At 66.4% G+C, this 14,876-nt stretch carries 11 protein-coding genes; 1 reads left to right on the top strand and 10 read right to left on the bottom strand.

Translation table 11 applies throughout. The annotated features are described in order from the left end of the window. Positions 1–34 precede the first annotated feature (34 nt). From typA to M5C98_RS08860, 9 genes are all read right to left on the bottom strand, one after another. A complete protein-coding gene (typA, locus tag M5C98_RS08900) occupies positions 35–1,855 on the bottom strand; it encodes a translational GTPase TypA (RefSeq protein ID WP_272552250.1) in 1,821 nt (606 codons plus the stop codon). Further along, on the bottom strand, positions 1,852–2,841 hold the full coding sequence (truB, locus tag M5C98_RS08895; RefSeq protein WP_272553224.1) for a tRNA pseudouridine(55) synthase TruB: 990 nt from the start codon (positions 2,839–2,841) through the stop codon (positions 1,852–1,854). Before truB ends, typA begins: the two co-directional genes overlap by 4 nt. 89 nt (positions 2,842–2,930) lie before the next feature. Further along, positions 2,931–3,302: a 30S ribosome-binding factor RbfA gene (gene rbfA, locus M5C98_RS08890; RefSeq protein WP_272552249.1), complete on the bottom strand. Its 372-nt coding sequence runs from the start codon at positions 3,300–3,302 to the stop codon at positions 2,931–2,933. A 15-nt stretch (positions 3,303–3,317) separates the two neighbouring features. Further along, entirely contained in the window at positions 3,318–6,167 is a 2,850-nt protein-coding gene (gene infB / locus M5C98_RS08885) for a translation initiation factor IF-2 (protein WP_272552248.1), read from the bottom strand. Positions 6,168–6,190: 23 nt separating this feature from the next. Next, the gene (gene nusA, locus M5C98_RS08880; RefSeq protein WP_272552246.1) at positions 6,191–7,675 is read right to left on the bottom strand and encodes a transcription termination factor NusA; all 1,485 of its coding nucleotides are present in this window, start codon (positions 7,673–7,675) and stop codon (positions 6,191–6,193) included. A 76-nt stretch (positions 7,676–7,751) separates the two neighbouring features. Further along, a complete protein-coding gene (gene rimP / locus M5C98_RS08875; RefSeq protein ID WP_272552245.1) occupies positions 7,752–8,342 on the bottom strand; it encodes a ribosome maturation factor RimP in 591 nt (196 codons plus the stop codon). Between the two features lie 249 nt (positions 8,343–8,591). Next, complete coding sequence (locus M5C98_RS08870) at positions 8,592–8,972, bottom strand: thioredoxin family protein (RefSeq protein WP_272552244.1); 381 nt, start codon at positions 8,970–8,972, stop codon at positions 8,592–8,594. A gap of 18 nt (positions 8,973–8,990) precedes the next feature. After that, positions 8,991–10,274, bottom strand: a complete 1,284-nt coding sequence (locus tag M5C98_RS08865) for a cytochrome c (RefSeq protein ID WP_272552242.1) — start codon at positions 10,272–10,274, stop codon at positions 8,991–8,993. Continuing rightward, a complete protein-coding gene (locus tag M5C98_RS08860; RefSeq protein WP_272552240.1) occupies positions 10,271–11,038 on the bottom strand; it encodes a c-type cytochrome in 768 nt (255 codons plus the stop codon). Before M5C98_RS08860 ends, M5C98_RS08865 begins: the two co-directional genes overlap by 4 nt. Before the next feature lie 155 nt (positions 11,039–11,193). On the opposite strand from M5C98_RS08860, the gene M5C98_RS08855 reads away from it, so the two are divergent. Continuing rightward, on the top strand, positions 11,194–12,654 hold the full coding sequence (locus tag M5C98_RS08855; protein WP_272552239.1) for an aminotransferase-like domain-containing protein: 1,461 nt from the start codon (positions 11,194–11,196) through the stop codon (positions 12,652–12,654). Between the two features lie 78 nt (positions 12,655–12,732). Here M5C98_RS08855 and M5C98_RS08850 read toward each other — a convergent pair whose 3' ends face one another. Beyond that, on the bottom strand, positions 12,733–14,826 hold the full coding sequence (locus M5C98_RS08850) for an alpha/beta hydrolase domain-containing protein (protein ID WP_272553223.1): 2,094 nt from the start codon (positions 14,824–14,826) through the stop codon (positions 12,733–12,735). Positions 14,827–14,876 lie beyond the last annotated feature (50 nt).

Below are 14,876 nucleotides of genomic sequence, written 5' to 3'. Positions count from 1 at the left end.
GCCTTGTCTCAAAGGGAATCGCCCCTTCAACCGATCAACGGCCAGCGCGCTTGCGCTCGTTTTCCGTCAGGAAGCGCTTGCGCAGGCGCACGCTCTTGGGCGTGATCTCGACCAGTTCGTCGTCCTCGATGAACTCCACGCCGTATTCCAGCGTGAGGTCGATCGGCGGCGTGATCTTGATCGCGTCTTCCTTGCCGGAGACGCGGAAGTTGGTCAGCTGCTTGGTGCGCGTGGCGTTCACGATCAGGTCGTTGTCGCGGCTGTGGATGCCGACGATCATGCCTTCGTACACCGGGTCGTTCGCCTTCACGAACATGCGACCGCGGTCGTCCAGCTTGCCCAGGGCGTAGGTGAAGATTTCACCGTCGTCCATGGAGATCAGCACGCCGTTCTTGCGGCCGCCGATGGCGCCCTTGTGCGGTTCGTAGCTGTCGAAGATGTTGGAGATCAGGCCGGAACCACGCGTCAGGTTCAGGAATTCGTTGGTGAAACCGATCAGGCCACGGGCCGGAATGCGGTACTCCAGGCGCACGCGGCCACGGCCGTCGGACTCCATGTTCACCAGCTCGCCCTTGCGTTCGCCCAGAGCCTGCATCACGCCGCCTTGGTGGCCTTCTTCGATGTCAGCCGTCACCAGCTCGATCGGCTCGTGCTTTTCGCCGTTCACGTCTTTGAACACGACGCGGGGCTTGGACACGGCCAGTTCATAGCCTTCGCGGCGCATGTTCTCCAGCAGAATGGTCAAGTGCAGTTCGCCGCGCCCCATGACTTCGAAGATGCCTTCTTCGTCGGTCTCGGACACGCGCAGTGCCACGTTGTGCTGCAGTTCCTTTTGCAGGCGGTCCCAGATCTGGCGGCTGGTCACGAACTTGCCTTCGCGGCCGGCCAGCGGGCTGGTGTTCACGCAGAAGTTCATGGTCAGCGTGGGCTCGTCCACCTTCAGCATGGGCAGTGGAGCTGGGTTGGCAGGGTCGGTCACGGTCACGCCGATGCCGATGTCCTCGATGCCGTTGATCAGCACGATGTCGCCCGGGCCCGCCAGCGGCGTCTGCATGCGATCCAGGCCCTGGAACGTCAGCACCTGGTTGATACGGCCCTTGGCGGTCTTGCCGTCCGGGCCTTCCATGACCAGCACGTCCTGGCCGGGCTTGACGGTGCCCTGGCTGATGCGGCCCACACCGATGCGGCCCACGAACGTGGAGAAATCCAGCGCCGAAATCTGCAGTTGCAGCGGAGCGGCCGGATCACCCGAGTTCGGGGGAACGTGCTTCAGGATGGTGTTGAACAGGGCCGACATATCGGGACCCCACTGCTCGCCCGGCGCGCCTTCTTCCAGCGACGACCAGCCGTTGATGCCCGAGGCATACACCACGGGGAAGTCGAGTTGCTCGTCGGTGGCACCCAGCTTGTCGAACAGGTCGAACGCAGCGTTCACCACCTTGTCGGGGTTGGCACCGGGCTTGTCCACCTTGTTCACGACCAGGATCGGGCGCAGGCCGAGGGCCAGGGCCTTCTTGGTCACGAAACGCGTCTGGGGCATGGGGCCCTCTTGCGCATCGATCAGCAGCACCACGCTGTCCACCATGGACAGAGCACGCTCCACTTCGCCGCCGAAGTCCGCGTGGCCTGGGGTATCGACGATGTTGATGTGCGTGCCTTCCCAGCTCACGGCGCAGTTCTTGGCCAGGATGGTGATGCCACGCTCTTTTTCGATGGCGTTGTTGTCCATCACGGTATCGACGACCTTTTCATGGTCGGCGAAGGTGCCGGACTGGCGCAGCAGCTGGTCAACCATGGTGGTTTTGCCATGGTCAACGTGGGCGATGATGGCGATATTGCGGATTTGTTTGCTCATAGTGCTTCCAATATGCCGCGCTCTACCTGCGGCGTGCTTTCTAGAATCTGTTGAATTTCCAAGGGGCTCAGGAGCCGGTCAGGCACCAGTTCACCCGCTGTGGTGTGGCCCACGCCCAGCAAGGCATGGGGATCGTCTCCGAAAACCGCGACCGCAGGCGCATCCGGCCACGGACCGCGGCGGCGCACGCCGGACAGGAACCGCCCGGCATTCTCGCTGTCCAGCGTGACACGCACATGCTGTGCCAGCAGGATTTCGGCCGGGTGCACGCAGGCCATGCGCTCCCCTTCCTCCATCGCTTCCAGCTCGGCCAGCGTCACGCAACGCTCCACCGCCAGCCCACCCGTGTCGATGCGCCGCAGGAACGTGAGGTGCGCGCCGCAACCGAGCGCGGCACCGATGTCCTCGCCCAGCGTGCGGATGTAGGTGCCTTTGCTGCAGGTTACTATTATTTTGATAGCAAACTGCCCTAGTTTTTCTTGCGCCAGAGCCAGTTTCAATGCATGGATGACCACGTCGCGCGCCTCGCGCTCGACCGCAATGCCGGCACGCGCGTACTCGTACAGCGCCTTGCCGTCCTTCTTGAGCGCGCTGTGCATGGGCGGCACCTGCCGGATCGGCCCCGTGAACTGGCGTTGCACTTCGGCCAGGCGCTCAGGAGTGAGTTGGGCCGGATCGACTTCGCGCTGCGCCAGCACCTCGCCTTCGGCATCGCCAGTGGTGGTGGTCGTTCCGAGCAACGCAATGGCTTCGTAGGTCTTGGGTGCGTCCAGCTGCAGCTGGCTGAACTTGGTCGCAGCGCCAAAGCACAGCGGCAGCACCCCCGTGGCCAGCGGATCGAGCGTGCCAGTGTGGCCGGCCTTTTCCGCGCGCAACAGCCACTTCGCCTTCTGCAAGGCATCGTTGCTCGAAAGACCCAGGGGCTTGTCCAGCAGCAAGACGCCATGCACCGGACGCCGCTGAATGCGGGTGCGTGGCACGCGCACTGCACCACCACGCGGCCCGTTCGCTGCGTGCAAATCGCTGCCCCCCAAGGGGGCACTCGCTCCCTGGGGCGGCCCGTCGGTATGCATGCTCAGTCTTCTTGGGCGCGCGAAGAAACCGCCTTGGCAATCAGGGCGTTCATGTCGGCCGCACGCTCGGTGGTGCGGTCGAACAGGAAGTGCAGCGTCGGCACGGTGTGGATGTGCAAGCGCTTGAAAAGCCCGTTGCGCAGGAAACCCGCGGCCTGGTTCAGGGCCACCTGCGTGGCGTCGGGATCGCCGATCAGCACGCTGAAGAAGACCTTGGCATGCGCATAGTCGGGAGTCACCTCCACGGCCTGCAGCGTCACCATGCCCACGCGCGGATCTTTCAATTCGCGCGCGATCAGCTCCGTCAGATCGCGCTGGATCTGATCGGCGACCTTGAAGCCGCGGTTGGGGGTAGAGGATTTCTTCGCAGCCATGTCGAGCCCAGAGCCTTACAGCGTCCGCGCGATTTCCTTGATGTCGAAGAACTCCAGCTGATCACCTTCTTTGATGTCGTTGTAGTTCTTGAGCTTGATACCGCACTCGAAGCCTTCCTTGACTTCCTTGACATCGTCCTTGAGGCGCTTGACCGAATCGACTTCGCCCGTATAGACCACCACGTTGTCGCGCAGCAGGCGGAAGCGTGCGTTGCGATGGACCATGCCCGAGGTGATGTACGAACCGGCAATCGTGCCGATCTTCGTGGCCACGAACACCGTGCGGATCTCGGCCGTGCCGATGACTTCCTCGCGCTGCTCGGGGGCCAGCATGCCGGACATGGCGACCTTCAGCTCGTCCACGGCGTCATAGATGATGCTGTAGTAGTGCAGATCGACGCCGTTGTTCTCGGCCGTCTTGCGCGCGCCGGCATCGGCACGCACGTTGAAGCCGATCACGATGGCCTTGGAGGCGATCGCCAGGTTGATGTCGGACTCGCTGATGCCGCCCACACCCGCATACACGAGCTGGACCTTGATCTCGTCCGTGGACAACTTGAGCAGCGACTGCGACAGCGCTTCCTGCGAACCCTGCACGTCGGCCTTGACGATGATGGGCAGGTACTTGACCTCGCCCGCCGTCATGTCGGCGAACATGTTTTCCAGCTTGGCGGCTTGTTGCTTGGCCAGCTTGGTGTTGCGGAACTTGCCAGCACGGTAGGTGGCGATTTCGCGGGCCCGGCGTTCGTCGCCCAGCACCATGAATTCGTCGCCGGCCTGCGGCACTTCGGTCAGGCCCTGGATTTCCACCGGGATGGACGGACCAGCGGACTTCGCGACCTTGCCGTTTTCGTCCAGCATGGCGCGAACGCGGCCGTAGGTCTGGCCAGCCAGCACCACATCGCCGACCTTCAGCGTGCCGGACTGAACCAGCACCGTGGCCACGGGGCCGCGGCCCTTGTCCAGCTCGGCTTCGATCACAAGGCCCTTGGCCATTGCATCGACCGGGGCGCGCAATTCCAGCACTTCGGCCTGTAGCAGCACCTGCTCGAGCAGATCGTCGATGCCCATGCCGGTCTTGGAGGACACGGGCACGAAAGGCGAATCGCCACCGTACTCTTCGGGCACGACCTGCTCGGCCACCAGTTCCTGCTTGACGCGGTCGGGGTTGGCATCGGGCTTGTCGGACTTGGTGATCGCGACCACCATGGGAACGCCGGCCGCCTTCGCGTGCTTGATGGCTTCCTTGGTTTGCGGCATGACGCCGTCGTCGGCAGCCACCACCAGGATGACGATGTCGGTGGCCTGCGCGCCGCGGGCCCGCATGGCGGTGAACGCCTCGTGGCCTGGGGTGTCCAGGAACGAGATCATGCCGCGCGGCGTTTCCACGTGGTAGGCACCGATGTGCTGCGTGATGCCGCCGGCTTCGCCCGCCGCCACCTTGGCACGGCGGATGTAGTCCAGCAGCGAGGTCTTGCCGTGGTCCACGTGGCCCATGACGGTCACGACTGGAGCGCGCCAGACCGACTCGGCCTGGGCACCCGCCACGTCGTCGTTGGTGAAAGCTTCTGGATCGTCCAGCGCCGCCACCACGGCCTTGTGGCCCATTTCTTCCACCACGATCATGGCGGTGTCCTGGTCCAGCGGCTGGTTGATGGTGACCATCTGGCCCATCTTCATCAGCGCCTTGATGACCTCGGACGCCTTGATCGACATCTTGTGCGCGAGTTCGGACACCGTGATGGTTTCCGGAACGTGCACTTCGATGATGCGGGCTTCCACCGGCGCGGATTGCTGGTGATGGTGGTCGTCGCGCTCGTTGCGGCGTCCACGGGGACCACCGCGCCAATTGTTTCGGCCCACGCCGCCACTGCTGTCGCCGCGCGTCTTGATTTCCTTCTTCTTGGCAGGATCGCCGGCCCAGCTGGACGACAGCTTGGCGGACTTCACCTCCTTGTTGCCACCCACAGGCGCTGCAGGCGCACGGGCACCCGGTGCAGCGGCTGGCTTGTGCAGCGTGCCCTTCTTGGCATCGGCGCCCGCAGGCTTGACAGCCGTCGCGGCGGGCTTGGGCTCCTCGGGCTTCTTGGCCACGAGCACCTTCTTGGGCGCGGCCATCATGGCGCGAATCGCTTCGGCTTCGGCCAATGCCTTGCGGCGGCGCTCGTCCAGATCGACGGCGCGTGCCGTTTCTTCGGCCACGCGGGCCTTGGATTCTTCTTCGGCCTTGGCGCGGGCTTCGGCCTGGGCCGTCTGGCGTGCAACGGCTTCTGCCGCCTGCTCGCGGGAGGCTTCCTGCTTTTCGGCCTGCACCTGGGCTTTGCGATTCTGTTCCTGCGCAGCGTAGGCAGCGGCACGCTCTTCGGCTTCACGCTCGCGCTGCTCGCGGGCTTCCCGCTCGCGGCGCTTCTCGTTCAGCTCGGCTTCCTGGTGGCCGATCAGCTCGGCCTGGCGGCGCGCTTCTTCTTCGCGGCGCACGAGATCCTGCGACTCCGGAGACATCGCGGTTTCCATGGCTTCCGCAGACTCGTCGGCTCCGGCGTCAGAGGTGCCTTCGCCGCCTTCGTCGCGCTTGATGAAGGTGCGCTTCTTGCGCACTTCCACCTGGATCGTGCGCGCCTTGCCGGTGGCATCGGCCTGCTTGATTTCGCTGGTGGATTTTTTCGTCAAGGTGATCTTCTTGCGATCGGCCGAGGCGGTGCCGTGGCTGGCCTGAAGGAAGGCCAGCAGCTTTTGCTTGTCCGTTTCGGTCAGGGCATCGGTCGGGGCGGCCTTGGCCACCCCGGCAGACTTGAGCTGGTCGAGCAGGGTTTCTGGCGATTTCTTGAGTTCAGTGGCGAACTCGGCGACTGTGTTACTGGACATATTTGGTTCGTACCTCCCCTGACCTACTCTTGCCCCGCGAACCAATGTTCGCGCGCCTTCATGATCAAGGCTTTGGCATCTTCTTCAGACTGGCCGGTCAGGGCGGTCAGTTCGTCAAGGCCTAAGTCGGCCAGATCATCCCGGGTGTTCACGCCGCCTTCGGCGAGCTTGCCGATCAACTCGGGCGTTAGGCCCTCGAGATCGCGCAGGTTCTGCGAAACGCCGTCCACGCTTTCCTCTCGGGCAATTTCCATGGTGAGCAACGCATCCTTGGCGCGGGCACGCAGCTCGTTCACGGTTTCTTCGTCGAAGCTTTCGATCTCCAGCATTTCCTGCAGCGGCACATAGGCCACTTCTTCGAGGCTGGCAAAACCTTCCTCGATCAGGATGTTGGCGATTTCCTCGTCCACATCGAGCTTTTCCATGAACAGCTTGCGGGCCGTGTCGGTCTCGGTGGCCTGCTTTTGCGCGCTTTCGGCGGCGTCCATGATGTTGATCTTCCAACCCGTCAGGTCGGAAGCCAAGCGCACATTTTGACCGCCTCGGCCGATGGCGATGGCGAGATTTTCCTCGTCCACCACCACGTCCATGGCATGTTTTTCCTCGTCCACCACGATGGACGACACATTGGCGGGAGCCAGGGCGCCGATCACGAACTGGGCGGGGTCTTCGGACCACAGCACGATGTCGACCCGCTCGCCGGCCAGTTCATTGGTAACGGCATTGACACGCGTGCCACGCACGCCCACGCAGGTGCCGATGGGATCGACGCGCTTGTCATGCGACAGCACGGCGATCTTGGCGCGGCTGCCGGCATCGCGGGCGCAACTCTTGATTTCCAGAAGGCCCTGCTCGATCTCCGGCACTTCGTTGCGAAACAGCTCGATCATGAACTCGGGCGCAGAGCGCGAGAGGATGATGGGTGCGCCGCGAAGCGTCAGATCCACTTCCATGATCATGGCGCGAACGCGGTCGCCGCTGCGAAGGTTTTCCTTCGGAATCATCTCGGAGCGGCGCAGGCGGCCTTCCACGCGGCCCGATTCGACAATGATGTCGCCCTTGTCCATGCGCTTGACGGTGCCGGTGAAGATCTTTTCGCCGCGCGACATGAAGTCGTTGAGCAGCATTTCGCGCTCGGCATCGCGGATCTTCTGCAGAATGACCTGCTTGGCGGCCATGGCGCCGATGCGGCCAATCGGCACGGAATCGACGCCTTCTTCGATGAACTCCCCCACTTCGACGTCGGCGATGCGTTCACGCGCATCCATCAGCAGTTCTTCGGCTTCGGGATTCTGCAGACCGGCATCGTCGGGCACGACGAGCCAGCGACGGAAAGTCTCGTAGTTGCCGCTGTCACGATCGATGGCGACACGGATGTCCACTTCGCCTTGGTACAGCTTCTTCGTGGCCTGGGCGAGGGCCAATTCGACGGCGCCAAAGACCACATCGCGTTCCACGTTCTTTTCGCGCGAAATGGCTTCAACCAACATCAACAGTTCGCGATTCATGCGACGACTCTCCTATTTTTCAATCTCTTGAAGGCCGCCGCGCACAACGCGCCAACCTTTGTATTCGTTTGCTGTGTCAAGCCTGGACCGGCCCGTCTTTCGATCCCCGCCCCTTGAAATCGACGATGGACGCCAGGCGCACATCGCGCAACTCATCCATCGTGAAACCCAGCGCCTGCAGCGGCGCCGGAACGCGTTTCTTGCTGACTTTGTGCCCGGGCTTCACGGGAGGCTCTTCGCTCCAGACCACTTGCCAGCCACCGCCCTCGGCGCGCTCCAGGGTGCCACGGAATTTCTTGCGATTGGCATTGACCTGCCCACCCCCGGCTTCGCCGATGGGGGCCTTGAGCGTGAGATCCACCATGTGCCCGGCGAAACGGATGAAATCCTGCTCGTGGCGCAAAGGACGGTCGATGCCGGGCGAGGAGATTTCCAGGCGCTTGTATTCGACGCCATCGACTTCCAGCGCAAACTGCAACTGCCGCGTGACCTTTTCGCAGTCTTCAACGGTGACGAACTGCTCAGGCAACGCGGGCTCGCCCTCCACGGGCGCCTGCCAAGGCAAATCGATGGTGATGCGCAGCAGGCCGCCGGCGGAGCGTTCAATCTCCACCAGGTCATAGCCCAGCCCGGTCACGGTTTGTTCAACGATCTGCTGCAATGCCACGTGTTGTTCTGTTCAGTATCCAGAAGTACAAAAAACCCGATAACCACCTAGGACCTTCCAGGGCAGCTTCGAGCTCCAAAAGCGAACGGCCAAAAAAAACGGGCGGTAGGTACCCGCCCGTTTGGTCGTGAAGCCCGGATTGTAGCCGGTCACGCGCCGCTTTGCAAAGGCGGCGGCATGCAATTTGCATTGGCGCCACAGGCTGCCCGCTCGACCGTGCGCCAACGATGAGATCAAGGAATGTTTTTGTTACCCATGCGCTGCGCGGATGCGCTCGATGAGCGTCTGGGCCTGTGGCTCCCGCCGTGCTGGCGGCTGCGACGCCAAACTGTCCAGCAGGCGTACCAGTACCCCCGGCTGGGGAAGCAACGGGCCGAGAAAGCGGGCCCCGGCCGGATCGGCGATGAGCAAGGTGGGAAAGGTTTCCACGTCCAGATCGCCCACTAGGTCTTCTTCGTCTTCGATGTCCACCCACAGAAAGCGCGCTTGCGGATGGGATGGCGCCACGGAGTCGAACACCGCCCGGTATTCACGGCACGCGCCACACCAGCCGGCACACAGGCAGACCACCCACCAACCGGCGGTAGCGCTTTGAAAAGAAATGTCGGGAGAGTCGGCCGGCTCGGTCATGGAAGATAAGGATGGGTCTCAGGGACTGCGCCCCTCGCGGGCGCGGTAGATGTCCATCGTACCCACACCGGCCGCCCGGTTGCCCCAGGCATTGCGGACATACGTGGCGACCGCTGCCACCTCTTCGTCGCTCAGCACCTGCCGGAATGGCGGCATGCCATAGGGGCGCGGGTTTCCCGCCGTGGTGGGTGGATAGCCGCCCAGAAGCACCATGCGAACCAGGTTGGTCGGGCTTTCCATCGCCACGGCCCGGTTGCCTGCCAATGCAGGAAACGCCCCGGCCCGCCCCTCGCCGCGCTCTCCGTGGCACTGCGCACACTGCTGCGCGTACACCGCCGCGCCCCGCTCCATGGCTGAAGGCGATGGCGGGGCCCTCTCGGGTGCAGGGCGCTCGTGCTCAGGCAGCGCACGCAGGTAGGTCGCCATGGCTCCCAGGTCGGCATCGTTCAGATATTGCGTGCTGCGGAAAACGACCTCGGCCATGGGGCCGGTGACCGACCCGCGCGGCGCCACGCCGGTGCGCAGCAGCGCCACCACGTCTTCCTGCGGCCAGTGGGCCACGCCCGCTTCGGCGGCGGCGTTGAGCGCCGGGGCGTACCAGTTCTGCACCGGGATGAGCCCGCCACGGAACGCCTGCGATTCGCTCGTCGCGCCGAAGGCGTTGCGCGGGCTGTGGCAGGCCGCGCAATGGCCCAGTCCCTGTACGAGATAGGCACCGCGGTTCCACTCGACCGATTGCTGCGGGTCGGGCGCCAATGCGCTGGGCCGGAAAAACAGCGCACGCCAGCCGGCCAGCGCCGCCTGCGTGCTGAACGGGAAAGCCAGCGCATGGGGGGTGTTGGGCCGCTGCACGGCCGGCAGGCTGCGCAGGTAGGCGTAGATCGCGTCGGAATCCTCGCGCGTGACGTGGGTGTAGTTGGGGTAGGGAAACGCGGGGTACAACAGACGGCCGTCGCGGGACCGGCCGTGGTGCATCGCGCGCCAGAACTCCGCCGCTGTCCAGCGCCCCAAGCCGGTCTCGGCGTCGGGCGTGAGGTTGCTGGCGAACACCACGCCGAACGGCGTCTCCACGCCCCGGCCTCCGGCGAACGGCGCCCCGCCCTGCGCGGTGTGGCACGACATGCAATTGCCCGCACGCGCCAGGTATTCGCCACGCTGCACGGCCTGCGGCGCGGGCTGGGCCAGGGGCACGTCCTGCGGCGGCAAGGGCGCTTCGCCGCTCAGGTTCAGGAACACCACCACGGTGCATACCAAGGCGCCCAGCAGCACCAGGCCGGCCAGCCCTTTCAGCGCGCGCTTCATCGCAAGCCCCCCGATGGGCCTGTGCCGGCAGCGGCCACGCCGCCGCAGGGCATCGGCAGCCGGCCGGGCAAGGCAGCGGCAGGCCGAGCATCGGCGGGCACGGCCTGTGCGGACAGCCAGGCGGTGACTGCGCTCACGTCTTCGGGCGCCAGTTGGCGGGCCACGTGGGCCATGCAATCGGGCGCCTGGGCGCGCCGCTGGCCGGTCTGCCAGGCGCCGATCTGGCTGTTGAGGTAGTCGCGCGGCAATCCCAGCAGGCCGGGAATGGCCGGCGCTACGCCGGTCATGGCGGCACCATGGCACTGCACGCAGGCAGGAATGCCCAGCGCCGCATCCCCCTGGCGCACCAGCGTGCGCCCGCGCTCCAGGGCCGCAGGAGTCGCCTGGGGCGCGGGCGGCGGGGCGTAGGGCAGATCCAGCGCGGCGAAATGCGCGGCGATCTCGCGCAGGTAGTCGTCGGTCATGTGCTCCAGCAGGTAGGCCATCTGCGGATAGCTGCGGCGGCCGTCCCGAAAATTGAGCAGCTGGTGGTAGAGGTAGCCCGCCGGCTTGCCGGCGATGCGCGGAAAGTAGCCCTCCTGGGTGGCGCGCCCTTCCCGGCCATGGCAGGCGGTGCAGGCCAGCACGCGGTCGCCCAGCCCCGGAGCGGCAGGCCCGTCGGCAGGGGCCGCAGCGGTGGACGGCCCAGCCGCCGTCAGCAGCGACAGCAGCGACAGAAGGGCCGGCAAGGCCAGGCGCCGGGCCCGGCGTGCGGTTTCATTCATGGGGATCCGTTCGGACGTTGGAATGCGGCGGGTCTGCCATGGTGCGACTCTACGCACGCCCTGCAAAACAGTACAGATTCAGTTTGCCGCTAAAAATACGGATCAGTTGCGCGCCGTCCACGCCACTGCCCCTTCCTTCCCGTACGCACCCGCCTATGAAACGCTACGAACGCCATGCCGATGCCCTCGCCCAGTTGATCCACAGCGGTGCTCTGCGCGCGGGCGACCGCATGCCCTCGGTGCGGGAGACCAGCCGCGCCCGGGGCATCAGCCCCTCGACCGTGTTCGCGGCCTACGACCTGCTGGAGGCGCAGGGACTGGTGCATGCGCGGCCGCGCTCGGGCTACTACGTGAGCCACCGGCAGCCGTCCGCCACGGACCGCGTCCCGGCCGAGCCCCAGCCTTCGGCGCCGCACGACGGCTCCCGCGGCGTGGAGATCAGCGATCTGGTGTTCGACGTGCTGGGCTCGGCGCGCGACCCGCACCTGGTGCCGCTCGGGTCGGCGTTCCCGGGCCCTGAACTTTTTCCTTTGGCGCGTCTGGCGCGCTGCCTGTCCAGCGGCATGCGCCGGCTGGACCCGGCCGCCATCGTGCAAAGCCTGGCACCGGGCGACGAGCGGCTGCGCCAGCAGATCGCGCTGCGCTACGGCCTGCACGGCATGGCGGTGGATGCGGCCGAGATCGTGACCACCAACGGCGCGATGGAGGCGCTCAACCTGTGCCTGGAGGCCATCACGCAGCCGGGCGACATCGTGGTGCTGGAGTCGCCCACCTTCTACGCGGCGCTGCAGGCGCTGGAGCGGCTGCGGCTGCGCGCGGTGGAGATCACCACCCACCCGCGCGAAGGCATCGACCTGGGCGCCCTGGAACGCGCGCTGCACGCGCACCCCGTCAAGGCCTGCTGGCTGATGCCCACGTTCCAGAACCCGCTGGGCAGCACCCTGCCCGAGGAGCGCAAAAAGGCGCTGGTGGCGCTGCTGGCCCGCCACGGCGTGCCGCTGATCGAGGACGACGTGTACGGCGAACTGCACTTCGCCCCGCGCCGCCCGCCGCCGGCCAAGGCCTTCGATACCGGGGGCCAGGTGCTGCACTGCAGTTCGTTCAGCAAATGCCTGGCGCCCGGCTACCGAGTGGGCTGGGTGGCCGCGGGCCGCTTTGCCGGCGCGGTGCAGCGGTTGAAGCTGATGACCACGCTCTCGACCGCCACGCCGTCGCAGCAGGCGCTGTCGGAATACCTGGACCAGGGCGGCTACGACCGGCATTTGCGCCAGTTGCGCGGCACGCTGGCGCGCCAGCAGGCACGCGCACAGGCGCTGATCGCCGAGCACTTTCCGCCCGGCACGCGCGTGTCGCGGCCGGACGGCGGGTACTTCCTGTGGGTGGAGCTGCCCCAGCCGGTGGACGCGCTGGCCCTGCACCGTGCGGCGCTGGGCCAGGGCATCAGCCTGGCGCCGGGGCAACTCTTTTCCACCGATCGGCGCTTCTCGCATTGCGTGCGCATCAACTGCGGCCACCCGGCCGCGGTGCGGTTCGACGAGGCCCTGCGCACCGTGGGCGCGCTGGCCGGCGCGCTGTGCCGGAGCGGGTCCACCGGCGCCGCCACCGATTGCTATTAAATCAATAGCAAAAGAGGCAATGAGTACTAGGGCATCGGCACTTTTTCTTTCAAACCTCTGCCCCACCCTCCTGCCGCGTCAGGGAAGCACGGAAGACGCCCTGGCCTTGGCCACCAGCGCATCCGCATCGCGCCGCAGCAGCAGGCGCCCTGCCACCAGCGCATCCGCCGCCTGGGTGACCGCGGCCACATAGCCGGCCTGCGTGCCGTACCGCTCTTCCAGCGAGGGCCGTGCATCGCCCGCCGCCAGCCGCGCAGTGCGCGTCTTGTGGAAGGGAATGAAGCTGCCGGTGAGGTTGGACAGGTCGGTGATGCCCGGTGTGGCCACGTAGTTGAACTCGATGCTCGTGCCCAGCGGCGCACGCGCTTCCACGCTCTGGATGCCGGCGCGGGCCAGGCCGGTGGACGGGTCCACCTGCGGCACCAAGATGGCGTAGTCGCGGCCCAGGGCGCGCGGCGGCTGCAGCGTGGCGATGCCGGACTCGTCCTGCGGCACGTACTGCGGCCCGAAGTCCAGCAGCGAGAAGCCGTTGTAGCGCGCGAGGTAGTCGAACGCCGGGATGACGGTCGGCGTGCCGCCCACGTTCCAGGTCAATCCCCGCATGGCCGGATACACGAGCTTCGCGGGCGGCACCAGCGTGCCGTCGGCCACCTTGGGCACCTGGCTGGCCGGCGGCTCGGTGCCGCGCACCACCCAGTCTTCCAGCGCGATGAACAGCGCTCGGAAGGTGTCGGTGAAGTGCACCACCGTGCCGGCCGGATAGACATTGCGCGTGGGCGCGTAGCTGATGCTTTCGGTGCCGCCCGTGCCGCCGTGCTGCGTGCTGGCGTAGTAGTAGATGCGTGCATTGGCGGGCTGGGCGAGGTCGCGCAGGCCGTTGGCATCCGTCAGCACCGGCGAGCCCTGCAGTTGCCAGAACTCGGTGCCCGACAGGCCCAGGAAGAACTTCGGGCAGGTGTCGGTGGCCGCGCAGCGCTTCATCACGCCGCCTTGCCGGCCGCTCACCTCGTCGCGGTAGTCCTTGTCCAGCCCGCGCGGCGCCGTCTGGCCGAAGGCCGTGTGGTCCGTGCGCAGCCCACCGCCGCCGCCCGGCACGGCGAAGCGCGTGTTGATGTGGGTCTGGCGCGCGGCCACGTGGGCGAACATGCCGTCGAACACCTTGCCGCCGCGCAGCGACTGGTTGAAGCCCAGGTGCAGGAAGGTCTTCATCGCGTTGCCCGACTGCGAGGTGCCCTGCCCCAGCGTGGACTGGATGCGGCCGGCGACCGGGTTGGCCCGGCCGTCGGCATCGGCGGCCGCGCTGCGGAAAAAGCTCACCGTGTCGCGCAGCGCCGCCAGGCCCACGCCCATGACCTTGGGGTCTTTCGCCACATAGACCAGCTCGTACAGGTACTGCGGATCGAAGCCGCCCTGCAGGCACACGCTGGCCGGGCTGGGCGTGCCCGGGAACGGGTTGGCGGCCGCATCGCAGGTGGCGAACTTCCACTGGCCCGCGGGCACGGGCTCGCGCGCATCGGTCTCGTTGCGCCGGCGGGTGAGCGAATAGCCGGGCTGGGTGTTGTCCAGGCTGGCGGGCTCGTACGGGATCATGGTGCCGTTGAACACGCCGCCCGGCAGCGCCATGGCAGGCACGGCGGCCGTGGGCACGAGTTCGGTGCGGTAGGGGCCGGTGATGGTGCTGCCGTCCTGGTTCCGGGCCACGGGCACCGTCACGGTCAGGCGTGCGGGCGTGCTCTTGGGCACATCGCCCTGCCAGGCCGAATACAGCATCACGTAGCCCCGCTCGAAGTACACCGCATCGCCCGGCGTCGCGGCCGGGTTGGGCTGCGTGAGGATGTTGCCGCGGTTGGGCGCGTCGTAGCGCAGCACGCCGCTGGCGCGGGCCATGTCCTTGGGCTTGAGCATCACGAAGTCGGCGCTGTACTCCACCATGCCGCGCGCGTTGACGGGGGCCAGCTGCAGGTCCTGGATCACCGCATTGCGCGGGTCGGCCGGATCGACCTCGCCGCGCAGGGTGCCGGTCAGTTTCTCGTAGGCGCCCACGCTGCCGTAGGTGCCTGCGACATCTTCGGTGGCCGTGATGGAAAGGCGCATCTGCGGGGCGGTGGCCGCGGGAGGGGAATCGCTGCCGCCGCAGGCGGCCAGCAGCGCCGCGGCCAGCACGGGCGCCATGGCGCGCAGCCGGGGGCGGTCCGGCGAGGAAATCGCGAAGGACGGGAATG

This window comes from Acidovorax sp. NCPPB 3576 (assembly GCF_028473605.1).
Lineage (GTDB): Bacteria > Pseudomonadota > Gammaproteobacteria > Burkholderiales > Burkholderiaceae_C > Paracidovorax.
This window is presented reverse-complemented; position numbering and strand designations above follow the sequence as displayed.